14 protein-coding genes are annotated in these 23,787 nt (G+C 60.5%); 10 read left to right on the forward strand and 4 right to left on the reverse strand.

The window, feature by feature from the left end:
* Nucleotides 1-87: 87 nt before the first annotated feature.
* The 5 genes from B1722_RS05515 to B1722_RS05535 are packed head-to-tail and all read left to right on the forward strand — an operon-like array spanning nucleotide 88 to nucleotide 6,429.
* Nucleotides 88-2,610, forward strand: coding sequence for a TcfC E-set like domain-containing protein (locus tag B1722_RS05515; protein WP_086791741.1), 2,523 nt, complete (start codon nucleotides 88-90; stop codon nucleotides 2,608-2,610).
* A complete protein-coding gene (locus B1722_RS05520) occupies nucleotides 2,611-3,855 on the forward strand; it encodes a hypothetical protein (protein ID WP_086791743.1) in 1,245 nt (414 codons plus the stop codon). It begins immediately after the preceding gene.
* A gap of 59 nt (nucleotides 3,856-3,914) precedes the next feature.
* Entirely contained in the window at nucleotides 3,915-4,658 is a 744-nt protein-coding gene (locus tag B1722_RS05525) for a pilus assembly protein (RefSeq protein ID WP_041068276.1), read from the forward strand.
* A gap of 17 nt (nucleotides 4,659-4,675) precedes the next feature.
* Nucleotides 4,676-5,173, forward strand: a complete 498-nt coding sequence (locus B1722_RS05530) for a CS1 type fimbrial major subunit (protein WP_041068278.1) — start codon at nucleotides 4,676-4,678, stop codon at nucleotides 5,171-5,173.
* 20 nt (nucleotides 5,174-5,193) lie between these two features.
* On the forward strand, nucleotides 5,194-6,429 hold the full coding sequence (locus B1722_RS05535) for a hypothetical protein (protein ID WP_086791745.1): 1,236 nt from the start codon (nucleotides 5,194-5,196) through the stop codon (nucleotides 6,427-6,429).
* Nucleotides 6,430-6,466: 37 nt separating this feature from the next.
* Here the strand turns inward: B1722_RS05535 and B1722_RS05540 are convergent, their stop codons facing one another.
* Together B1722_RS05540 and B1722_RS05545 are read right to left on the reverse strand one after the other, a co-directional pair.
* Nucleotides 6,467-11,155: a dermonecrotic toxin domain-containing protein gene (locus B1722_RS05540; RefSeq protein WP_086791747.1), complete on the reverse strand. Its 4,689-nt coding sequence runs from the start codon at nucleotides 11,153-11,155 to the stop codon at nucleotides 6,467-6,469.
* Between the two features lie 156 nt (nucleotides 11,156-11,311).
* Nucleotides 11,312-14,425 carry a transglycosylase domain-containing protein gene (locus tag B1722_RS05545; RefSeq protein WP_086791749.1) on the reverse strand — a complete coding sequence of 1,038 codons (3,114 nt, stop codon included), beginning with the start codon at nucleotides 14,423-14,425 and terminating at the stop codon, nucleotides 11,312-11,314.
* A gap of 634 nt (nucleotides 14,426-15,059) precedes the next feature.
* Here B1722_RS05545 and B1722_RS05550 point away from each other — a divergent pair.
* The 3 genes from B1722_RS05550 (at nucleotide 15,060) to B1722_RS05560 (ending at nucleotide 18,640) form a co-directional block, all read left to right on the forward strand.
* Complete coding sequence (locus tag B1722_RS05550) at nucleotides 15,060-16,478, forward strand: amino acid permease (protein WP_086791751.1); 1,419 nt, start codon at nucleotides 15,060-15,062, stop codon at nucleotides 16,476-16,478.
* Between the two features lie 197 nt (nucleotides 16,479-16,675).
* Nucleotides 16,676-18,163 carry a glucosyltransferase domain-containing protein gene (locus B1722_RS05555; protein WP_086791753.1) on the forward strand — a complete coding sequence of 496 codons (1,488 nt, stop codon included), beginning with the start codon at nucleotides 16,676-16,678 and terminating at the stop codon, nucleotides 18,161-18,163.
* Between the two features lie 114 nt (nucleotides 18,164-18,277).
* On the forward strand, nucleotides 18,278-18,640 hold the full coding sequence (locus B1722_RS05560; protein ID WP_086791754.1) for a GtrA family protein: 363 nt from the start codon (nucleotides 18,278-18,280) through the stop codon (nucleotides 18,638-18,640).
* A 35-nt stretch (nucleotides 18,641-18,675) separates the two neighbouring features.
* Here B1722_RS05560 and B1722_RS05565 read toward each other — a convergent pair whose 3' ends face one another.
* Nucleotides 18,676-20,295: an FMN-binding glutamate synthase family protein gene (locus tag B1722_RS05565; protein WP_086791756.1), complete on the reverse strand. Its 1,620-nt coding sequence runs from the start codon at nucleotides 20,293-20,295 to the stop codon at nucleotides 18,676-18,678.
* Between the two features lie 232 nt (nucleotides 20,296-20,527).
* Nucleotides 20,528-21,328, reverse strand: a complete 801-nt coding sequence (locus B1722_RS05570; RefSeq protein ID WP_041068300.1) for a LuxR C-terminal-related transcriptional regulator — start codon at nucleotides 21,326-21,328, stop codon at nucleotides 20,528-20,530.
* A 124-nt stretch (nucleotides 21,329-21,452) separates the two neighbouring features.
* On the opposite strand from B1722_RS05570, the gene B1722_RS05575 reads away from it, so the two are divergent.
* Complete coding sequence (locus B1722_RS05575) at nucleotides 21,453-22,274, forward strand: carbon-nitrogen hydrolase family protein (protein ID WP_041068302.1); 822 nt, start codon at nucleotides 21,453-21,455, stop codon at nucleotides 22,272-22,274.
* A 184-nt stretch (nucleotides 22,275-22,458) separates the two neighbouring features.
* Nucleotides 22,459-23,784: an APC family permease gene (locus B1722_RS05580; protein ID WP_041068304.1), complete on the forward strand. Its 1,326-nt coding sequence runs from the start codon at nucleotides 22,459-22,461 to the stop codon at nucleotides 23,782-23,784.
* The last annotated feature ends 3 nt before the right edge of the window (nucleotides 23,785-23,787 follow it).

The following is a 23,787-nucleotide window of genomic DNA, read 5'->3' on the forward strand; positions in this document are numbered from 1 at the left end:
TTGTTCAAGTGGCGTAACCGGTCGGCAATTTGCAACTTGCAAGTTGCCCGGCCGGGCTTTTACTTCCGGTAATCAGAGTATTAATTCATGTATCCGATGACGCCCATCGCGACTGCGCTTGCGTTGCTTTTGAGCAGCAGCGTACTGGCGGCGCCGCCTCCAGTCGATAATACCCCGCGAAGTTTGCTGGCTCAGGCGAAAGGTCTACCGGCGGACTTCGAAGAGCATTTCTTTGATGTGCCTTTGGCGGTTCGTGTCGAACTTGATCAACAACCGCTGGGCGAGGCAATGATTGTGTTGTCACGCGATGATCGCATTACCTTGCTCGACTTCACTGACACCAGTGACAGCCGTTTCAGCGCGATCGAACAGCAAACGTGGGCCAGCATTCTCAAACCCGGTGTGGCCCTCGGCAAATGCAGCGGACAGTGCCCCGAGCAATTGCTGGAGTTGCATTACAACCTGCAAAACTCGCTGCTGTCGATCGCCACTGCAAACGCCGAGCGCGATCTGCAGGTCCAGCGTTTTCATGATCAGCCGGAAGGTGGCAGCCATGGCTTGATGTTGCGCAATCAGCTGAACCTCAACGGCGGCCAGGATCAGGATCTGGGCGGACGTTTCGGTCTGGAAGCCAGTGCCAGTCTCGGCAACTGGAGCCAGTCCTTCAATATGCAGCTGGCGCGCCTCGGCGGGCCGGACACCAAGACCTATCACGCGGTGCACGAGCTCTACACCCAGCGCGAACTGCAGGGCAGTTTTTTCCGTCTGGGCTATTTCACCCCCAATTCCGAAGGCCTGACCCGCCAGCCCCGTTCGTTCGGCACCAGCCCGGACACGGCGGTCGGCGTGATGTATGGCAGCTCCGACAGTCTGGCGGTCGATAGCCCGCGGCCCAGCGTCTACCCGATTTTCGTCACCGCCAATCGCCAGGCATCGGTGGAGATCTATCGCGATGGACTGTTGATCAATACCCAGTCAGTCACTGCCGGTCTGCAGACCCTCGACACCCGGCCGCTGCCCGGTGGCATTTATGAGGTGGAAGTGCGTCTGATCGAGGATGGCCAGACCACCTCGACCACTCAGGAGCTGGTCTACAAACCGGTCAACTGGCAAAACCTCGACGAGCGCTGGCGCTACAACGTGTTCGCCGGGCAGGAAAGCAAACTGCTGAGCAATTGGGAGCAACAGCAAAGCGGCGATCTCACCGCCGGCGCCGCGCTCAACTATTTGTTGCACCCGCGAGTGATCCTCGGCCTGTCGGCGCGCCAGGTCCGCGATACGTTGCAGTACGGCAGCTCGATCGACTGGAGCCTGGCGGACAGCATCAGCCTCTACGCCAACCTTTACCAGACCGAAGATCACGGCACCGGCGCCGATGTGCAGGGCTTGTACAACTACGGCGCCGGCAGCCTGGTGGTCAGCCACAACCGCAGCTGGCTCGACACCCGCAACACCTACGACACGCTGCCCGATGGCACCCGCGTACGCCAGCGCAACGTGTTCACCGGCGAAACCAGCAACTCGTCGCTGGCGCTCAACCATCGCATCAGTCGCAAGAACTCCCTGAGTGCGCGGGTCTCGCACAGCGAAGGCAACGTCGAAGGCGTGGGCATGGACCTGGGCTGGACGCAACGCACCGAACTGTTTGGCAGCGACGCCAATTGGCGCCTGTCGCTGTTCGATCGGCCGGGCAGTTACAGCAGCGGCGATGCACGCAATCGCGGGATCGACCTGAGTATCAACATGGCGCTGGGCGGGCCGAGCCAGCAATTGTCCGCCAGTATCGGCAGCCGTACCGCCCGTGATGGCAGCCGCGACAACAACGGCTCGTTCGGCTATCGCAAAGACCTGCAGGACCATGTTCTGCAAAGCGTGTCGGTCACCGCGCTGACCGACACGTACGGTGTCGGCCTGGCGAGTCTGGCCAACTTTCGCACCGATCAGGTCAATGGCGACGGCTTTCTTCAGCGCTCGTCCTACAACGGCAACTTCACTGGCGGCCTCAATCTCGACAGCACGATTGTCATGGGAGGCCAGCAACTGGTCATGACCAGCCAGCATCTGGGGCGCGGCGCCGGGATGATCGTCGATGTCGAGTCAGACATCGACGACATTGCCTTGCGTGCCGACGATCTCGGCGCAGGCAGCGCGGCGTTGCGGGTGGGGCGCAATTTCATCCCGTTGACGGCCTACAAGAACAGCTCGGTGAGCTTTGACTTCGAAGGCAATCACGCCCCCGCCGCGAATATCGAACCGGCACGCACCCGCTACCACCTGAACAAGGGCGGCGTGGAGTACCGCAAGGTGCGCGTGATGAAAACCGTGACCGTGCTTGGACGCTTGCTCGATCCGCAGGGGCGGCCGCTCAAGGGCCACCACGTGATCAACCACGCCAGCCGTGGGGTGAGCGAGGTCGACGGGTTTTTCTCGATGGAAATGCATGTTGGCTCACCGACCCTGGAAGTGCGCTACGCCGACCAGTTGTTGTGCCAGTTCCGGCTCGATACCGCCAAACACCGCAGTGAAAGCAACGTGCTGATGATCGGCGATCTGCGCTGCTCGCCGGATACGTTGGCGGATGTCTCTGTGAATCGACAGGAGGCTGGTTGAGTGGTGAATCTCAAGACATTTCTACCGCGATACTTTTGCTGGTTGGCGCTGTTTCTGGCGCCCACGATCGAGGCGGCGACACAGGACATCAGGGCGCTGTTCATCCCTGATCCAGATAATCCGCAGAGCAACAAATTCGTCAACAAGACGCCCTCCAGCGGCTATTGCGTGAGTTATCCCGAGCAGTGTCAGGCCTACAACATGTTCAGCATCCGGGTGCCGCTGCGCTTCAACTCGGTCAAGGCTCTGGAGCCCAATGCAAGTGCACGTGACACTGCAATGTTCAGGGTTCCGTCGGATTGGCGCGGGCTCAACGTGACCAACGCTGAAACGGGAGAAACGGAAAGGGTTGAAGTGCGGATCGCCGGCATTGGTTCGCAATACCGGCTCAGTGATACGGCCGTCAGACTGACGGGGGCTGACAGTGTACTCGAAGGGCATCAGGCCCTGTGGTCGGGTGGCAGTTGGGTCTATGCACCGTCGCCGTGCGAAATCAGTGGCGTGGGTGCCTATTCGGATGATTTCTACCGGTTCTTCTGGAAGACCCCGCGTCAGGGTAACTGCGTCAAACCGGCCATGTTTCGAATCCCGGCCATGACCTACGAGTATCTGGACTTCGCCTATGAACTGCGCACGCCCAATCCGTTGCACATGTCCACCGGGCTTTATACCGGCCAGGTCCTCTACACGCTTGGTCCTGGTGCCGATTTCGACATGGGGGACGTCATGGTGCCCGACGACACCTTCCTGGCGCTGCATTTCACTCTGGATGTACAGCACGCCCTCAAGGTCGAGATCCCGCCAGGTGGCGAGAAGGTTCAGTTAGTACCGGCCGGTGGTTGGCAGAGCTGGCTGCAGGCCGGTCGCCGGCCCGTGAGCCTGTTCCGTGACCAGATCTTCAATATCTCGGCGTCATCGCGATTCAAGATGCAATTGAGGTGCGAAATGAACCTGGCGCCCGACTGTGCGCTGGAGAATCGAGAAACCCATCGGCGAGTTCAGATAAACGTCAGCGTCAGTCTGCCTCCTGGCTTGACGGACATGGCCGGGCAACCGGTCAGGCACAGGCGATTGAGTCCGGGGGCGGAGAACGCGCTGTATTTCCAGCCTGGTTTTTATGTGGACCGTGCGCCGGGCACGCTGCATTTCGAGATACCGCCACACCAGATGGAATTCATGCTGCAACCCGGTGTTGCCGGCACTTACGCCGGCGCGGTCTACGTGATCTGGGATTCGGAAATCTGATGCGCCGCCGAGCGAAGCTTCGAGCCGGCACTGTGTTCAACGACCAAGGATTCAAGGTAATGAAACGTCTGTTGTTATTGATGGGTTTGAGCGGTTTTTCCTTCGGCCTACATGCCGGCCCGCAGATCAACGTCGGTACCGTCTACGACTATCTCGACAGTGACAAAAGTACCTACCTGAAACGGGTATTCAACAGCGGCGACAGCACCGCGTTCGTCAAGGTCGACATTCTCGAGATCGTCTACGACGCCGACGGCAGCGCCCGGGAAATCGAGGTCAAGAGTCAGACGGACATCAGCCGTCGTGATGGTCTGATAGCCAGCCCCGCACGGTTGATCGTCCCGGCCAACGGCATGCAGGGCACTCGCTTGCTGCTGATGGGCAACCGTGACACCGAGCGTTACTTCCGCGTGCGCTTCATTCCCGTGGTCCCGGAGAAAGAGGACGAGTTCGCGATTTCCGCCGAGGAACGCGACGAATACAAAAACACCCTGTCGGCCGGGGTCAACGTCATGACCGGCTTCGGCACGGTGTTCTTCGTACGTCCGAAAGACAGTCGCTTCGACAGCGTGATCGAGGACCAATCGAGCACGTATCGCATACGCAACAACGGCAACACCGTGGTGTTGATCGACGAGTTCCGCAATTGTGCCCTGAAAGAGGAAACCGCCTGCGAGCCGATCACCAAACACCACATCCGCGGCGGCGGCAGTTTCGAGTTCGTCAAGCAGCCCGGGCGCGAGTACCGCTTCAATCTGGTCGAGGGCGACAGCAAGAAAGCCTTGCGAGTTGTCGGCAACTAATCACGGGATGACCTGAGATGATCAAGCAATCGTTGATTGCCGTGGGCGCGGGTGCGCTGACGTTGTGCAGTGCTGCGCTGTTTGCGGCGCGTGAAGAGCACCGATTCGAGGTGTCGGTGGATATTCCGACCCTCGGTTTTTACGTGATTCCGGCCGAGACGGACTGGATTCATCGCCCGCAGATTCTGCCGTGGAACGTGACAACAAAGAGCCTGGGCGGATTACGCAAACAGTTCGACGTCAAGCACGACACCAGTGCCATCGAGGCCCGCCTGGACAGCGAGCCGTATCTGTCCAATGGCCGCGACGAACAGAACATTTATCTGCGCGTGAGCTTTGCCGGCACCCAACTGACGCATGAAACGCCGCCACGGCAGGTGGTCACGGCGGAGCAGGCGAGGGTCGGCGGGCGTTATGCCTTGGACATCCAGCCGATCGTGCCTGCCGGTGGTTACAAACCGGGGAGTTACTACGGCAACGTGCACCTGATATTCAATGCGGTAGCGCCGCAATGAGCAGCGTTGGGAAGCCATTCATGATAGTCATCCGTTGGCTATGCGGTGCTCTGTTGCTGGGTTTGTCGGCCGAGCGTACGAGTGCCGAACAGGTCGAGATCACGGCGCTGTTCAAGCCTGACTCGGCACAGCCGCAAAGAAACCGGTTTATCAATACCACGCCGTTGAGCGGCTATTGTGCGAACAATCCGGGGCAGTGTGCAGATAACGAAATGTTCAGTTTGCGCGTTCCGATCCAGTTTGAATCGCGGGCGCCCATTCGTGCCAATCATGATTCACCGCGCCAGGGTGCGATGCTCAAGGTGCCGGCGCAGTGGCGCGAGTTGACGGTCTATCACGAACACACCGGCAAGCCGGAAAAGGTGAAGGTACGGATTGCCGGCATTGGCTCCGAATACATCACTGAAGATGTCATGAAGCTGGTAGGCGGCGCCGCAGACTATCGCGTCGCGCACAATCTTTTATGGGGATTGAGCTGGGTCTATGCCCCGTCACCTTGCCAGTACAGTGGCGTCGGTTGGTTTATCCCCACCGCTTACAGTTTTTTCTGGAAAACCCCGTCGCAGGAAGCGTGTGCCAAGCAGGCAAAGTTCGACATCCCGTGGTTGCGCCTGGGCTACCTCGACTTCGCCTATGAACTGGAGACTCCGGATCCTTTGGGCATGTCGTCGGGCAGGTACCTTGGCTCGCTGACGTATACCGTCGGTCCCAATGGCGATTTCGATTTTGGCGATGTCATGCTGCCGAGCAGTTCGACACTGGCGCTGAGTTTCAATCTCGACGTGCAGCACACCCTCAAGGTCGATATCCCTCCCGGTGGTGACAAGGTCCGACTGGTGCCCGAGGGCGGCTGGCAGAGCTGGCTGCATTCAGGACGTCGGCCGGTGCGCTTGATCCGCGATCAGACGTTCAATATCTCGGCATCGTCGCGGTTCAAGATGCTCATGAGCTGCGGGCCCGGGCTGAATGGCGAATGTGCTCTGGAAAACCGGGAAGAGAATCGTCGAGTCGAGCTGTACATCAGCGTCAGTATGCCCAACGGCATCACCGACCTGTCCGGTCAGCCCGTGCGGGATTTACGACTGCGGCCCGGGACGGGGAACGAGCAATATTTCAAACCTGGTTTCTATGTCGATCAGGCACCGGGAACGCTGCATTTCGAGGTTCCGCCACATTCAATGGTCAGCATGCTGCGGCCCGGTGCAGGCGGCACCTATTCCGGGGTTGTCATTGTGATCTGGGATTCCGAGGTGTAAGGCGCGAGGCCGTCAGGTGTCTTGTGTCATGCCGTCATTACAAACCGGCGCGTCTCATGGCATCACGAGTCAAGCGTCTGGACAGACCCTTTTCCTCATCCACCAAATCGATCAGCACGCGGTTATAGGTCGCTTCGCTGATCGGTGTATCAGCGAACAGCACGGTGTCGGGGATCGGCAGATCGGCAGCGAGTTCGCGCAGTCGGCTGCGCCGCTCGGCGCGCTGTTGATCCGTGGTCGAAGCCAGCCATTCCTGCTGCACTTCGCGTAAGGTTTCCAGTTGTTCGAACAGCTTCAGGTAGCGATGCTTGTTCGAGGCCAGGCGCGCTGGAAACTGTTCTTGCAGGTAGTTCTGCCAGAAGTCCTGTTCGAGCATCTTGTCCACCAGACCATCGCCTTCACCCAGTGCCAGCACCGTGTCGTACGCCGTATCAATCATCGCGTCAGTCACGCCCGACACCGGTCGGAACAACATGGACTCGGTCTGCCAGGGCAGGCCCAGGCGTCTGGCCAGGCCGGTCTGATACGCCAGATAGACTTCGACATCGTCAGGATTGCCGCCGCGACTGTCGACGTCCGCACGGGCAATGTCGTTCACCTGTTCCAGGCGCGCCGCGCCCTGGGCCAGGGTGACCAGTCTGTTTTCCAGTTCCCGGGGGCCGATCGCGTAGGCATAGGCCTCGGAAGCCAGCACGTTGATGCCCATGTGGTTGAACAACTGAGCGCCGGCGTCCGCGCAGTCCACCGGAGCGACCACCATGGTGAAGAGTTTTTCCCGCAGCCGACTGTCGTGGTGCACGGCATCGAGCATGCGCCACACACGCTGCATCAGTTGCTGGCGCAGTTCACCGCCGGCGCGGTAGTCGGCGAATTCGCGTACACCGAGCAGCGTAGCCATGAACGGTTGCGCGGCCGGTTCCTCCACCAGCTCCGACCAAGGCGTTTCACGGTTGATGCCCCAACCGGGCACGTCGCTCCAATAATCGGCGCCAAACGCGGAAATGATCGAGAAGTTGCGCGTGGGATCGGCCGGCAGAACCGTCTCCTCGGGCAGGCCCACTGCGCGTCGATGGGTCTGATAGATCACCTGATTGACCTCAGACAGGCTGGCCACGTCCAGGCGCGTACGTGCCACCAGCCACTGTGCCTCGGAGCCGCTGACCACCTCCGGAATTGTCGTCAGCGGATTGCCGCGCAGATCAAGTAATAAGCCACGGGGACGAGGTCTGGCCAGAATGCCTTCAGGCCAGGCGGTCAGCCCGGTGTTCTTCAGGCCCACCACCTTGAGCCTGGGCATGCGTGACAGGTTCGGCGACAGCCCCAGCGGGTTGTCATCGAGTTTCAGCACTTCCAGGTACGTCAGGCTGCGTAAACGCTCGACGGTGGCGGCATCCAGCACAATCTTGTTATCGCTCAGACGCAAACGTTCGAGCCGGCGCAAGGACGTGCCGATGCGCTCTGGCAAACGGGGCAGGTCGCAGCCTTTGGCGCTCAGTTCGATCAGGTGCGGGAAGTCCTTGAGCAAGCCGCTGGAATCAGTGGCAAAGCGTGTGTTATCGAGTTTGAGCACGGTGACCTTGTCGAGGAATTTTTTCAGCTCCGGGCGTTTGGCCCACCAGGTTTCCAGGTTCAGGGAAAGCATCTCGCGCGACAGATCCAGCGCGTAAGAGGATGGATCGCTGCGTTGTCCCAAGTGTTCGGTCTTGCGTTCAAAACAAGCCAGCAGACGTTCGTGAATGTGTAATCCGCCGCCATCGCGAAAGCCATGGCTGCCCGGTCCCCAAGTGTCCGGTTGTTGATAGCGCCAGCGATTGACCGTTTCACGCAGTTCATCCAGATCGTTCTCCATTGCCTCGATGGCTTTGAGTGGTTCGCCCTGTTCGGTCAAGGCCTCGGCGAAGGCATCGACCTCGCGCGCAGTGAAGTGCGGATGCAGATCTTCGATGCGTTCGTGCAGGCTCGCGCCGTCTCGGCTCAAACCGCCTCCGCGCACCAACAGTTGGGTGTCGAATTGAACAACGGGGCGGATCGGCGGTTCGGCCAGCAGCGTGCGCCGTTCGCTCGGGGCGGTGGTTTTGGCAATGATCCATTGCTTGAGCTGCTCGGCGTCGCGGGTGCTGTAACCCAGTACGCTTCGGCCCTGATGTTCGCTCGCGTAGAGAATCGCTTCATACAGACCGCAAGCCCGGCGCAGCAGTTGATTCGAGCCATCGCGCACCTGATAAAGGTTTTCGCCAGTGCGCACCAGCACCCGGACGCGCTCGGCCGACTCGGCGCCGGCACTGCTGCGCAGGGGGCCGTCGAATGTTCCGTCACGGATGTCGATCCGCAGCGCGCCGAAGGCATCGCTGTGATGACGCAACGCGCCCAAGGCCAGGCGTTCGCTCTCGACCGTGATCAGCGCTTCGCGTTGCAGCCCTTGCGCCGCTCGAACCGACTGCACCTCAAACTCCAGCTCGCGGGCCAGGTTTTTCAGACGCAGCGGCACCTGCCGTCGAAGGGTGATCCGCTGCATCTCCAGAGGACGGGCCTGGCTAATAACACGTTCGGCCAGCACCGGCGTCAGTTGCGGGCAGTCACGCAGTACCCGGGCGGCCGGGGTAGAAAGAGCCGGCGCCGCGTCCTCCGGTGCCGGCTGGCTTGCCAGGCGCAGCAGGGTATCGGCCAGCAGAGGCGGGGGCGGCGCGTTTTCCACATGCATGCGCCGCAGGATGTTCTCATCGGTGCCGGTCAACTGGCGAATCTGTTCCAGTTGCGTATCGCTGAATCCATCGGTGGCGTGGCCGATTCGGCGCATCAACTGCGGGCCTTGCCACTGGCGCGGGTTTTCCGATTCACAGACCCATGCGCCATGGCTGTTGTGCCTGAGCGTCGGCGCGTAGGCGTCGGGGCGGCGTGGATGACGAATCCGGTGTTCACCGCTCAGCGGATCCCGGGTCACCTCGAACACCTGCTGATCCAGCTTCACCACGTGCTTGCTGCCCAGCGGGTGCAAGCCTTGCGCATCGGGACGGGTGGTGGCGGGCAGTATCTGGTCGGTCACGCGATACGGAGTGAGGTCGGGGTTCCAGAGGCGCGTCTGGCCGTCGCTGAGTTTTACCGGCTTCAGGCTTTCAAAAAACGGCGAGAGCCTGACCAGTGCCGCGCTGCCCAGCTTGGCACCGGCAGCGAAAATCCCCAGTTGCACGATACTTTCCAGCACACCGATGGCTTGAGCACCGGCTTGTGCCAAGTGACCTTCGGCCAGGTCGACGATTCCTTCAACAATCTGATCGGTGACCTGATACGCGGTATAGGCCAGCATCAACACGCCCAGCTCGGGAACGAAGGGCACGGCCACCAGCATCGCCAGATTGAGCATGTCCGTCAGGATTTTTTCCAGATTGTCCCACCATGCCCAACGGGCCATGCGGTCGGCGTATTCGGTGGCTATCGCAATCTCCCGGGCATCGTTGAGAATCTTGTTGAGTTTCTGTTGGTAGAGGTACTGCCACAGGTCACCGGTAAAGCGTGTTTCGCGATCCTGTTGAACCGGCGCTACGCGAAATTGCAGGTTGGGATGATTCACAGGCGTATCGCGCCAGTTGGGCAAGTTCGACCCGGAGGACGTCGCCTGCCATGTCACATGGCTGAGGCGCTCGTTCAGTCGGGCGAAGAAATAGCCTCGCTGGCGCTGCGGGACAAATTGACTGAAAAACCGCTGGTAAGACGAGGACGGAGAGGTGTCGCGCAACTGGCGGGTCAGCTCGGCCATGAACGCCAGTGAATCGGGATATTGCTTGAGTGGGTGTTCCGGGTCGTGGGGCACATAGGCCAGAACCGGCACGGGCCGCGTGGCGGCAAGCGGGTCGGCGCTGATCAGTACAATGCCTGTCAGCGGTGTGTCCATCATCGTCAACGTGTGATAGCGCACGGCCTTGCCGTGCCACAGTACTTGTGCACGGTCTTCGAGCATGCCTTGCACCACTTCAAATGCCTGACGGTCGATGTCGCCCTTGAGCAGGGCCATGCGCGCGGCGACTCGCAGTGTCTGTTTCTGGCTGTGCGTCACCTTGAGCTGCAGGTATTGACGGGCCACCTGGTTTTTCGAAAGCACGAATTCGTGCAAGTGGGTCTGGTAGCGCGCGCCGATATCCAGCTCGCGACACAATGCCTTGAATTGCTCGATGCTGATCTTGTGCTTGAGTGCCTTGACCGAGAACTGCCCGAGCGCATCGGGACGGGTGATAAAGCAGGAGTCGGCAGTGAACGTTTCGTCGCTGGAAAAGTTGTGCAATGCCGCGTCCAGCAGCGATACCGTGCGACTCTGCGTGCCTTTGGCAAAGTCATGCGCCCACCAGGACGTTCTGACTGGCATGTACAGCCGCACCCAGGTGTCCTCGACATCGTCCTCGACACCGAAGCGCGTCTTCAAGGCCTGTTGCAGCAAGGGTCTGGCGAAGGTGCGCGCATCCTGCAGCTTGCTCAGTGCGCGATCGATGTTGTTCTGCGCGGTCCATGCCTGGCGCATTTCATCCTTGAGTCGTTGATGCTCGCTGGCCGCAGCGCTGCGATGCCATGCAGGCATGGTCAAGGTGACGTTTTTCAATGATTCGACCCGTGCTGCCGAAGCCTTGTACAGCCAGTCGGGAAGGGCATCTTTAACCAGATCGTGATGGACACTTTTATGACCTTGGGCAGAAGGCGTCTGCTGCGATCGATACAGTGTCAGGGAAGGGTTGGGCATGGCCTGATCGTCCGTTGATCAAAATGGAGCGATCAGACTAAGAAATGACCCGGCGCGAAAAAAGCGCAAAAACAGGTTGGAAGCGCGGCGTGTTTACGCCGCGAAACAGCGGAAATTCAACGGCAAAAAATACTCCGTTACCACCCAGGCGCCAGCCTAACGTGCTGCGGTCATCGGATCGGGCTGGCACAGGGTATGCGTACCCGGCTGCAGATACGGCGAAAGGATCGGTGCCATGCCCTTGAGCACCTGCACCGGCAGCGCCGAGGTGAACTTGAAGTTCTCCGCCGAACGCCCGGGGACGAACGCGGTAAGCGTGCCGAAGTGGTTGTTGCCGATGTAGAACACGAAGGTCGCGGTGCGGTTGATCGACTTGGAACTGAGGATCCGCCCGCCGGAGCCGATGGCTTCGATGCGGTTGTCGCCGGTGCCGGTCTTGCCACCCATCACCAACGGCGTGCCGTCGGCGGTTTTGAAACTGCCGGAAACGCGTTTCGCCGTGCCCGAGTCCACCACTTGCGAAAGGGCTTCGCGCATTGCCGTCGCGACCTCCGACGGCATCACCCGTTTGCCGACATGCGGGTCGTTGGTCAGGCGGGTTTCATAGGGTGTACCAGCGGCAAAGTGCAGGCTGTCGATGCGCAGGGTCGGCATGCGCACGCCATCGTTGAGGATGGTGCCGATCAGCTCGGCAAGCGCGGCAGGGCGATCGCCGGAGCTGCCAATGGCGGTGGCCAGCGACGGCACCAGATGGTCGAACGGATAGCCGACTTTCTGCCAGCGCTGGTGAATCTCGAGGAACGCTTCGATTTCGAGCATGGTGCGGATGCGGCTGTCACGGGCGCCCTTGTGCTTGCTCTTGAACAGCCAGCTGTAGACCTCCTGACGCTCGAACTGGCTGGCCTTGACGACCTGACTGAAGGTGGCATCCGGGTTGTGCAGCAGGTAGCCCATCAGCCACAGGTCCAGCGGGTGCACCTTGGCGATGAAGCCCTGATCCGGCAGATCGTAGGTGCCCGGGCCGTAGGCGTCGTACAGCCGGATCAGACGATCGTCGGTGAGTTTTTCGGTGAGCTTGGCGCCTTTGAGGTGCGCGCGCACGAAGCTGTTGAAGTCTTCCTGACTGGCATTGGGCAGCAAGTAACGATGCACGGCGGCCATGCGGATCGGCGTCGGGCGCATGCTGTCGAGGAAGGTGTCGAGGCGCGCCTGGGTGTCCTTGTTCTTGTACTTCTTCCAGAACTTGAGCAGGAACGAGGTGCCTTCGCGGTCAGCGAAACTGGCCAGGTATTCCTGCCGTCGCGGGTCGCGGTCGTCCTTGAGCAATTCGGCGCTGCTGTTGGGGCCGGAGTAAGTGACGTAGCGCACCACATCGCGCATCAGGCGAATGAACGGCAGGTTGATCGATTCGCGCAGGGCGTCGCGCAAGGTCGGCATGCGGCCGTTGTCTTCCTTGCGAAAGTTATGGAACACATGGAGCCCGCCACCGGTGAAAAACGCCTCGCCGGGGCTGGCGGAATATTTGCGGTCGAGCGCGGCACCGAGCATTTTCGACAGGTCGTGATCCTTGTTCTGGATCAGATAATCGATCACCCACTGACTGAGACGATCCTGATCCGGCACCTCGACTTTCTTCAGTTCCGGCACGCTCATGGCGCCGTACTTGTCGTGCAGTTCGGAGATGATCTGCAAGTAAGTGGTGAGCACGCGCATTTTCGCCGTCGAGCCGAGCTCCAGCTTGCTGCCCTCGTTAATGTCGAACGGCTGATCGGTGCTGTCAGTCTGCACGCGTACCCGCGAGCCGTCCGGGGTCAGTTCGAACAGGGTGAAGCTGTAGCGCACCTGGGTGGTGCTGGTGGGGGTGAGCAGGCGTTCGCCAATCAGACCGATCTGCCCGGCGAACGCGGGATCGGCAAGTTTTTTCAGGTAGTCGGTGGCCTGGGTTTGCAGATCGCCCTGCAAGGTGCTGGTGGCTGACAAGTCGAGCCGATCGAGGTCGTACAGCGGGCGATTGAGCATCGTCGCCAGACGGCTGCGGGCAACGCTGATGCCCTTGTTGGTTTCGATCGGCTGGAGGGTCGGCTGGGTCTGCCAGTCGCGGTAAGTGACCTTGCTCGCGAGCGCGGCATCGGCCAGGGCGCTGTCGATCACGCCGTTCTGCTTGAGCAGGCGCAAGTGGCTGTCGGTGAGGTCGGCGAGTTCTTCACGGCCCTTGGTCAGGTAATGCGAAGGACGGCGCTGGGCGATCATCAGCGAGAGCATCTCGCGCAGGGCCAAGCCTTTGTCGGCCATGGTTTTCGGGTCGGTGGCCGAGCTGTTCAGCTGTGCATTGGCCTGGTTGAAATCGCTGCCGTACCAGACCCGCAAACCTTCGGCCATGCCATGGACCTCACCATGCCCCGGCACGGCGGAGAGGGGCACGCTGTTGAGGTAGTCGCGGATGATGTTCTGCCGCGCGCCGAGGGTTTGCGGCCCGGGCTGATAGGCGCGCACGCTGGCGGAAATCATCTGGCGGATCTTCTCCGCACCGGACACCGTCAGGCCATCGGGCGAGTGCCGGTACTTCTCCAGTTGCGTCGCCAAAGTGCTGCCGCCCGCCGATTGCCCCGGCAGGTGCAGCAGCTTCGCCACCTGCGACCAGGCGGCCATGCCGAAGCGCGGCCAGTCCACCGCCGGGTTGGCCAGCGGTTGCTTGGGGTCGAGCAGAAAGCGGTTTTCGATGAACAGCAAACTGCTGACCACCACCGGCGGAATGGCTGCAAAACTCGAATACAGCTGCTGCGGGTACTTGTACTGATACAACGGCGCAGCGCGGCAATCGGTGATCGACAGCCCGGCCTGGATCTTTTCCGAATAAGGCACGAACAGGCCTTTGTCGGTGTAGCTCAGCAGCGCCGGAGAAAACCGCGTCTGCTCGGTGATCACGTAGTCGCGCTTGAGCAGGCGCGGCAAGAATTCATCGAGAGAGCTGTAACCCAGACGCAGATCGAACGGCCCGTTGCCCGGGTAGCGGATCGCTTCGCTGGGGCCCGGTTCCAGCTGATATTTGAGCGAGGCGGCGTACTGGCTCAGCTCCCGGGCCTGAAAACGCGAGGTGCGCATCTCCTTGCTCGCAGCCAGACCCACGACGATGGCAATAATCAGCAGCAATAACCAGAACGCCTTCCAGCCATGCCGGTTGCGGCGTTTTTTGGGGGGGACAGGCGCTTCATCCACACGTTCAGTCGGAACCACGGCTTTACTCGAATCGGTTTGCCACAAAGCGCCCATAGTCGATTGATCCATTCACGCAGATTGATCGGACTTGACTGAAGCTTAGACGGTGGTTGGTGATGGGGAAAAAAATGTGCGGGGTTTGAGTGGGGGTGGTTTCTGAAGAAAACTGCACCTGTGGCGAGGGAGCTTGCTCCCGCTGGGTTGCGTAAGCAGCCCCAATCCCTCTAATCGCGATCTGTCTGAAACACCGCATGCGCGGGTAATACGACGGCTTCGCCGCCGAGCGGGAGCAAGCTCCCTCGCCACAGGGGAATAGACAGCCAAGCACATCGAAACAGCTGTGCTAGAGCTATCACCTACGCAATACCACCAACACAGGGGCATGACGGTGCACCAATGCTGTGCAATACTCGCCGGCCTTTTTAGTGGGGAAAAATCCTACGGAGTCCAGGTAATGCCTCTCCGTAAACCGGCGGAATGCCGAGATTTCCCGCTGAATGTTGCGGTTTATAGAGTGAAAAGCCCTGCCACAAGCTTTTTATACTGCACGCCCCGCTGATCTTGCAGGTCGGGACCTGCGAGACGCGTTTGCCCACGAGGCCGGCGCGGTTTCGGGAAGTTCAGGCCTATCGGTCGACGCTTCGCCACTCGGTGGTCATATCCAATAACAAGACGAGGTTGTATCCCTATGCCAGTCGGCAATCACCTGCCCCATGGCGAGACCGCTCACGGCGGTCCGCTCAAACGCGAACTCGGTGAACGGCATATCCGCCTGATGGCGCTCGGCGCCTGTATCGGTGTCGGCCTGTTCCTGGGTTCGGCCAAGGCCATTGAAATGGCCGGTCCGGCGATCATGCTCTCCTACATTCTCGGCGGCCTGGCGATCCTGGTGATCATGCGCGCCCTCGGCGAGATGGCCGTGCACAACCCGGTGGCCGGTTCGTTCAGCCGCTATGCCCAGGACTACCTCGGCCCGCTCGCGGGCTTTCTCACCGGCTGGAACTACTGGTTCCTGTGGCTGGTGACCTGCGTCGCGGAAATCACGGCGGTCGCCGTGTACATGGGCATCTGGTTCCCCGATGTGCCGCGCTGGATCTGGGCCCTGGCGGCGCTGGTCAGCATGGGTTCGATCAACCTGATCGCGGTAAAGGCCTTCGGTGAATTCGAGTTCTGGTTCGCCCTGATCAAGATCGTCACCATCATCGCCATGGTCATCGGCGGCGTCGGCATCATTGCCTTCGGGTTCGGCAACGACGGCGTGGCGCTGGGGATTTCCAACCTGTGGGCCCATGGCGGCTTCATGCCCAACGGCGTGACCGGTGTACTGATGTCTCTGCAAATGGTCATGTTCGCCTACCTCGGTGTCGAGATGATCGGCCTGACCGCCGGTGAAGCGAAGAACCCGCAGAAGACCATTCCCGATGCAATCGGCTCGGTGTTCTGGCGCATTCTGCTGTTCTACGTGGGCGCGTTGTTCGTGATCCTGTCGATCTACCCGTGGAACGAAATCGGCACTCAAGGCAGCCCGTTCGTGATGACCTTCGAGCGTCTGGGCATCAAGACCGCTGCCGGCATCATCAACTTCGTGGTGATCACGGCGGCACTGTCGTCGTGCAACGGCGGCATCTTCAGCACCGGGCGCATGCTCTACAGCCTGGCGCAGAACGGTCAGGCCCCGGCCGGTTTCGCCAAGACTTCCAACGGCGTGCCCCGCCGGGCACTGCTGCTGTCGATTTTCGCGCTGCTGATCGGTGTGCTGCTCAACTACCTGGTGCCGGAGAAAGTCTTCGTCTGGGTGACGTCGATTGCCACCTTCGGCGCGATCTGGACCTGGGTCATGATCCTGCTGGCGCAACTGAAATTCCGCAAAGGTTTGAGCGCCAGCGAACGTGCCGGCCTGAAATACAAAATGTGGCTGTACCCGGTCAGTTCTTACTTCGCGCTGGCGTTCCTGGTGCTGGTGGTCGGTCTGATGGCGTACTTCCCGGACACCCGCGTGGCACTGTACGTGGGGCCGGCGTTCCTGGTGCTGCTGACGGTGTTGTTCTACGTGTTCAAGTTGCAGCCGAGCGGTGCGTCCCAGGGCGCGGTGCGTTCGGCCACTTGATGTAGTCGATAGCAAAAGCAAAAGGTCGCAGCCTGCGGCAGCTCCTACAGGGTTGATACATTTCCTGTGTAGGAGCTGCCGAAGGCTGCGATCTTTTGCCGTGTTACCGCCGGTCTGAAAGAGCGATACAAAGCGGCCGATCAGGCTCAAACCTGTATCTCTTTGCAATCCCGCGCGGCAGTAACCGAGGCGCAGACATGAGGGCGAGCGCATTTCTCGAGCGAGAGCTCAGTCAGCGGCAAGTCGTGCTGTTCTTCCTGCTTGCCACGTTGCTGTACATCCTGCCGCTGATCCTCGCCGACTTCCCCTACATTGACGACAACTGGCGCACGCTGGCCGCCGCGAATGCCTGGGCCGGGCAGGGCCGATTGTTTGCCGACTGGTTTTATCAGGCGCTGACGTTCACCGGGGCGGCACCGAACATCTATCCGTTACCCCTGTTGCTCGCGGTCGTGGCCATGAGTCTGGCGCTGACTCGGCTGACTGTTCACTACTTTGTCGAACCGACGCTGGCCTGTTGCCTGGTCGCGTTGCCGCTCTGGTACAACCCGTTTCTGCTGCAGAACCTGTCCTATCAATACGATGGCCCGATCATGGTCTTGAGCATGGTCGCGGTGATCTACGCCATCACATTCGAAGGTTCATCGCGGGTACAGCGCTGGCTGGTACCGGCGGCGTTGCTGGCACTGGCGATCGGGCTGTATCAGATCAGCCTCAATGTGTTTTTCGGTCTGTGTGGTGTCGAGTTGATCAGGGCTGTTCAGCGGCAAACGCAGTGGCCGCAGATCTTGCGGATGCTGGGCTGGAAGCTCGCACAAGCGGGCCTCGGCATCCTGATCTATAGCGTCACGGCTTATCCGTTCATGGAGACGTTGCGAAGAACGGATCTGCTGAACCCGGACACCCACCCGCTGTTGCAGATCGGCATCAATTTCTCTCGGGTGCTACACAATGTTGCGCTGCTGTTTCACGGCGGCTACTCGTGGGTTTTCGCTGCACTGGTGTTGTGTGCATTCGCGGGCTGTCTGCGTCTGGTTCGGGGCCGCCAACGCCGTTGGCCAAGCCTGCTGCTGTGTTTGCTCACGCTGCCCGTTCTGGTCTTGCTGGTGCCCGGAATCACCCTGCTGTTTCGGGATTTCAATGAAGGCGCGCGGACCCTGATGGGGTTCGGCGTGTTACTGCTGGGGCTGTTCTATCTGGCGCACGTTGCGCTGGCGTCCGGGCACCGCCGATTGCCCTTGCTGCTGATCATTGCGCTGCTGGCGACACTCTCGCTGTCCTTCGCCTATGGCCGGGTGCTGAGCCTGCAGAAAACCTTTGCCAACAGCGCGCTGTACAGCCTGAGCCACGACATCGCCGCCCATCGTGAGCTGCGTGAAGCGAAACGGATTTACCTCTCGGTCAGCTACTCCGATCGCTGGCTGGCCAGTGCGGCCGGTTCATTCAAACAGCTGCCGGTGTTGCACTATTTGCTCAACGTCGACTACTTCATCCTCGCGGAAAATCTGCCGTCGGCAGGCATCACCAACGTGGTCGCCGAACGCGAACGGCGCAACGCCACACGCGTTGGTTATCAGGGTTTTCCTGCGTTGGTGGACAGCCTGTATTACCGGATTTACTTGATTGGCGATTACGCTTTCATCGTCATGAAGGAACCGCCTCACGGCAGGTTGCTGCAGTGGTAACCCTGACCGTCCGTCGCAATCCATCCCGCACCTGTAATTTCTGACAGTAGACCACTCAAGCGCCTTGCCCTAGCTTCGAAGGTCAGCCGGACCAAGCCATGGCAAGGAACCGTAATGAAAGGATTTCCTGCGCTGACAGTGATTGGCATCGCTGATGCACTTATCCACTGGCAGATTTTTTTTGTTTTATGCAGCGCCATCGGGTTGACCCAGGCAGCCAGTAACTTCGCCGCATTCTGCGTGGCGGCGGCGTTCTCGTTTTACGTGAACCTGCTTTACACCTTTGACAGCAAAACGTCGGTGTTGGGCTATTTGCTGTTTATGGGGCTGATGGCGGGAGCGAGCTTCGGCATCGGCGTGATTGCCGATACGCATGGCTGGCATGGATTGCTGACGGTAACGGTGTTTAGCGTGCTGAACCTGACGTTGGGGTACTGCTTTTTCCGGTTTGTGCTGTTTCGCCAGCAACGGAGCTGAGCGCCAGCCTGCCGATCGGGCTGGCGCATCGATCATCATGCTGCGGCTATTTCCTGCGCCTCAAAACTGTCCGCCCGCGCCATCTGCCACATCCGCGAATAAAACTCGCCATTCACTTCTCCGGTGAGCAATTCCCCCGGTTTCAGAAACACATGCAGCTGCGAGAACAGCTTGATCTCGGTCGCCGACATGCGTCGCACCAAGTGCTTGGCCGACAGTTGTGATGGATGCTCAAGACCGGCTGCCGCCAACATTTCTGCCAGTGCCTTGAGCGTGTTGCGGTGGAAGTTGTAGACGCGCTGGGCCTTGTCCGGGACAACGAGGGCGCGTTGACGCAGGGCATCCTGGGTGGCGACGCCGGTCGGGCATTTGTTGGTGTGGCAGCTTTGCGACTGGATGCAGCCGATGGCGAACATGAAGCCGCGCGCCGAGTTGGCCCAGTCGGCGCCGATGGCCAGCACGCTGGCGATGTCGAAGGCGCTGACGATCTTGCCGCTGGCGCCGAGTTTGATCTTGTCGCGCAGGTTCAGGCCGACCAGGGTGTTGTGCACGAACAGCAGGCCTTCGCGCATCGGCACGCCGATGTGGTCGGTGAATTCGACCGGCGCGGCGCCGGTACCGCCTTCCTTGCCGTCGACCACGATAAAGTCCGGCAGGATGCCGGTTTCCAGCATGGCCTTGGCGATGCCCATGAATTCCCACGGATGCCCGAGGCAGAACTTGAAACCCACCGGTTTGCCGCCGGACAGCTCACGCAGTTGCTGGATGAACTGCATCATTTCGATCGGCGTGGAAAACGCGCTGTGGCGTGACGGCGAAACGCAGTCTTCGCCCATCAGGATGCCGCGGGTGTCGGCGATTTCCTGGGTAACTTTGTGCTTGGGCAAGATCCCGCCGTGGCCGGGTTTGGCGCCCTGGCTCATCTTGATTTCGATCATCCGCACCTGCGGATTCTGCGCCTGGGCGGCGAAGCGTTCCGGGTCGAAACGGCCATCGCTGGTACGGCAGCCGAAATAACCGCTGCCCAGTTCCCAGGTCAAGTCGCCGCCGTGTTCGCGGTGATACGGGCTGATGCTGCCTTCGCCGGTGTCGTGGGCGAAGTTGCCGAGTTTGGCGCCCTGGTTCAACGCGCGGATGGCGTTGGCGCTGAGCGAGCCGAAGCTCATGGCCGAAATGTTGAACACCGACGCCGAATACGGCTGCGTGCATTGCGGGCCGCCGACGGTGACGCGGAAACTGCTCGGGTCGCTCAATGGCGCCGGGCGCATCGAGTGGCCGATGAATTCGAAGCCCGATTGATAGACGTCGATCAACGTGCCGAAGGGTTTGTCGGCGGTTTCGTTCTTCGCCCGCGAATAGACCAGCGAGCGCTGGGCGCGGGAGAAGGGCAGGGCGTCGCTGTCGGATTCAAGCAGGTACTGACGGATCTCCGGGCGGATGCCTTCGACCAGATAGCGGATGTTGCCCAGGATCGGGTAGTTGCGGCGCACCGCGTGCGGGCTCTGCAGCAGGTCGAACAGACCGAGCAGGCTCAGCACGCCGGTGACGGCGGTGATCGGCCACAGCCAGTCGTGTTCGAGAAAGGGCAGGCTGGCGAGGGTGAAGATCACGCAGACGGCAAAGAAGGCGTAGCGGCTCAGGAGTGACAGGCTCATACGGTTTCCTTGGTTCGGACTCAATGATTACCCATGGCGCGCAGACTGGCTTGTTCTTGTGGCGAGGGCGCGTGCTCCCGCTGGGTTGCGCAGCAGCCCCAAACCTGGCCATCACGGTCTGCCTGATGCATCGCGTGTCCAGGTTTTGCGACTGCTGCGCAGTCGAGCGGGAGCAAGCTCCCTCGCCACAAGGAATTCCAAGCTTCAGATGTCTCCTGCATGCCAAGGCTTTTCAGGCGTTCTGCGCCTGGAGAAAAATCGAAAACAGCTCCGACTGGGATTTGATCCCCAGCTTGCTGTACATGTGTTTCTTATGGACTTTCACGGTTTCGACGGAGATTTCCAGCTTACGGGCGATTTCTTTACTGGAGCAACCGCTGAGCATCAAACGCCCGACATCCAGCTCCCGGGCAGTCAGTTGCGCACCCTTGAGTTGCTGCACCGACGCTTCCAGTTGCACCCGCCAGTCGGCCGGTGCAGGCGCGGCAGCGAGGGCCACGGTTTCGTTGATTTCGTACGGCAGGCGCTGGCGCAACAGACCCAGCACCCACGGCTGGATCAATGACAGCAAAGCGATCTGTTCGCCAGTGAAACGTTGTTCACTGCCCAGCGACAGGCACAGCGTGCGTTCGCCTTCGAGCTGGCAATTGAACTGGATTTCGTCGGCGACCACATTCAGACGAAAGTATCGCTGGTAATACTCGGTCAGCTCGAAATGCTCCGGCGCCACCTCCGACAGGCGATACAGCCCGGTGCGCGACTGCTCGCGGCAGGCGATGTAGAACGGATCAAGCAGATACAAACCGCGCAGATAATCCTGAAACAGCGGGTCGGGACTGCCGTCCTCGGCGGGGCATTCGGCGAACACTTGCGGGTGCTGATCGGCACTGAACAGCAACACCACCCAGCTATCGAACGCCACGTACTGGTCGAGCAGACGCACCAGTTGTGCCCAGAAATTCGGCTTGTCCAGTGCGTCGATCAACTGCCCGACGGCGCGGTGCCAAGTGATGTCATCAAACGAAACGGTCATGAATCTACCCCTATCGGGTTACCCCGGCCGCGTGATTCCCTGCCGGTTGCTTGCTGCGCATACTGGCCCACAGACAGCCACCGGGCAATCTTTCAGCGCCCGGCCCTGACCACAAGGACTCGCAATGAAAGTCGAACTCGCCCAACTGGCGGGCCGTGACAATGGCACCGCATACAACCTCGAACGCGCCCTCGCGGCGATTGCCGCGTGCGGTGCCGACACGCAACTGATCGTATTCCCGGAAACCCACCTGATGGGCTTCCCGACGGCTGACACCGTGGCACAGATCGCCGAGCCGCTGGATGGCCCGACCGTCCGCGCGGTGCTGGCCGCTGCCCGCGAGCGCAACCTCGCCGTGGTGATCGGCATGGCTGAGAACGACAACGGTCGCTTCTACAACACCACGTTGCTGATCACCCCCGAAGGCATCGCCCTCAAATACCGCAAGACCCACCTCTGGGCGTCGGATCGCGGCGTGTTCGAGGCCGGCGACCGCTACGCCACCTGCGAGTGGAACGGTGTGCGCGTCGGCCTGCTGATCTGCTACGACATCGAGTTCCCGGAGTCCGCCCGCGCGTTGGCGCAACTGGGCGCCGAGTTGCTGATCGTGACCAACGGCAACATGGACCCGTACGCCCCGACTCACCGCACCGCGATCATGGCCCGTGCTCAGGAAAATCAGGCGTTTGCGCTGATGGTCAATCGCGTTGAGGCCGGGGATGACGGCTTGATGTTTGCCGGCGGCAGTGCGCTGGTCGATCCGCTGGGGACGTTGCTGTTCGAGGCGGGGCGCGAAGAAGGGACGTTCAGCGTCGAGCTGGATTTCGACCGGTTGCAGGTCGCGCGCCAGGATTACCGCTATCTGGATGATCAGCGGTTGAAGCTGCCGGGGGAGGTGGTGGAGCACGCGTGCGGATTGCGTGAGTTGCTGATTCCTGCGCGCTGAAGATCAAAAGATCGCAGCCTTCGGCAGCTCCTACACCATTGCACTGCGTACTCCTGTAGGAGCTGCCGAAGGCTGCGATCTTTTATCGATTCATCTGACTCACCCAAAAAAACAAAGCCACACCCGAAACATTCGCCGAACTCGGCTCTGCCATAAATCCAATAACATTCGGAGTAAGTCGCCCATGGCTCGTTTGCAACGCACCCTGTCATTAGGGTCGGTGGTGCTGTTCGGCATCGCCTACATGACGCCGATCATTGTCCTCGGCACCTTTGGCATCCTCGCGCAATCCACCGCCGGCATGGTCCCGGCAGCGTACCTGGCAGCACTGGTGGCGATGTTCTTCACCGCTATGAGTTACGGGCGCATGGCCGCCGCGTTCCCGGTTGCCGGTTCCGCCTACAGCTACGTGCGCAAGGCGATCAGCCCCAGGCTCGGCTTCATCGCCGGTTGGGCGGTGTTGCTCGATTACCTGTTTCTGCCGATGGCGATCTGGCTGATCGGCGCGGCGTACCTTGCTTCGGCATTCCCGTCGATCCCGCAGTGGATCTGGGTACTGGCGTTCATCGGCATCACCAGCGCGATCAACATCGTTGGCCTGAAACTGGCCAACGGTATCAACGCCTTGCTGATGCTGGTGCAATTTCTGGTGCTGATCGCCTTCGTCGCGCTGTGTGTGCACTACGTCGGCGGTGATGCGCGCACGCCGTTGTGGTCGATCAAACCGTTCTTCAACGGTGACATGCAAATGCCGCTGATCATGAGCGGCGCGGCGATTGCCTGTTATTCGTTCCTCGGCTTCGACGCGGTCAGTACGCTGACCGAAGAAACCCGCGACCCACGCCGCACCATTCCACGGGCGATCATGTTGATCACCTTGATCGGCGGGCTGATCTTCGTCGGCGTGTCGTACTTCGTGCAGATTGCCCACCCGTCATTCCAGTTCGACAGCGTCGACTCGGCGGCCTATGAAATCGCACGCAACATCGGCGGCGACCTGTTCGTCTCGATCTTCCTCATCGGCCTGATCGTCGGCCAGTTCGCTTCGGGGCTGTCGGCTCAGGCCAGCGGTTCGCGCTTGCTGTTTGCCATGGGGCGCGATGGCGTGTTGCCCAAGTCGTTTTTCGGCACCTTGCATGCGCGCTTCGGCACGCCGGTCAACAGCATCCTGCTGTGTGCGGTCGTGGCGTTGCTGGCACTGAAACTCGATGTGACCACGTCAACCTCGTTCATCAACTTCGGTGCGTTCCTGGCGTTCAGCCTGGTCAACCTGTCGGTGATTTTTCATTACTGGATCGGTGGCGAGAAAAAAGGCCCGCGTGAGCTGGTGCTGTTTCTGGTCTTCCCGTTCATCGGGCTGCTGGCGGACGTGTGGCTGATGGTCAGCCTTGATCATCTGGCGGTGTATCTGGGCTTGAGCTGGCTGACGATTGGCGTGGTGTATCTGGCGGTGCTCACTGGCGGCTTTCGGCGGCAGCCGCCGGAGATGGATTTTCAGGAAGCGACCTGAGGC

The organism is Pseudomonas sp. SCPG-7 (assembly GCF_002156405.1).
Taxonomy (GTDB): domain Bacteria; phylum Pseudomonadota; class Gammaproteobacteria; order Pseudomonadales; family Pseudomonadaceae; genus Aquipseudomonas; species Aquipseudomonas parakoreensis.

Coding starts and splice junctions, on each gene's coding strand:
- B1722_RS05545 (WP_086791749.1), bottom strand. CDS start 14,425: ATGGGCGCTTTGTGGCAAACCGATTCGAGTAAAGCCGTGGTTCCGACT.
- B1722_RS05525 (WP_041068276.1), top strand. CDS start 3,915: ATGAAACGTCTGTTGTTATTGATGGGTTTGAGCGGTTTTTCCTTCGGC.
- B1722_RS05540 (WP_086791747.1), bottom strand. CDS start 11,155: ATGCCCAACCCTTCCCTGACACTGTATCGATCGCAGCAGACGCCTTCT.
- B1722_RS05550 (WP_086791751.1), top strand. CDS start 15,060: ATGCCAGTCGGCAATCACCTGCCCCATGGCGAGACCGCTCACGGCGGT.
- B1722_RS05565 (WP_086791756.1), bottom strand. CDS start 20,295: ATGAGCCTGTCACTCCTGAGCCGCTACGCCTTCTTTGCCGTCTGCGTG.
- B1722_RS05580 (WP_041068304.1), top strand. CDS start 22,459: ATGGCTCGTTTGCAACGCACCCTGTCATTAGGGTCGGTGGTGCTGTTC.
- B1722_RS05575 (WP_041068302.1), top strand. CDS start 21,453: ATGAAAGTCGAACTCGCCCAACTGGCGGGCCGTGACAATGGCACCGCA.
- B1722_RS05535 (WP_086791745.1), top strand. CDS start 5,194: ATGATAGTCATCCGTTGGCTATGCGGTGCTCTGTTGCTGGGTTTGTCG.
- B1722_RS05515 (WP_086791741.1), top strand. CDS start 88: ATGTATCCGATGACGCCCATCGCGACTGCGCTTGCGTTGCTTTTGAGC.
- B1722_RS05530 (WP_041068278.1), top strand. CDS start 4,676: ATGATCAAGCAATCGTTGATTGCCGTGGGCGCGGGTGCGCTGACGTTG.
- B1722_RS05560 (WP_086791754.1), top strand. CDS start 18,278: ATGAAAGGATTTCCTGCGCTGACAGTGATTGGCATCGCTGATGCACTT.
- B1722_RS05555 (WP_086791753.1), top strand. CDS start 16,676: ATGAGGGCGAGCGCATTTCTCGAGCGAGAGCTCAGTCAGCGGCAAGTC.
- B1722_RS05570 (WP_041068300.1), bottom strand. CDS start 21,328: ATGACCGTTTCGTTTGATGACATCACTTGGCACCGCGCCGTCGGGCAG.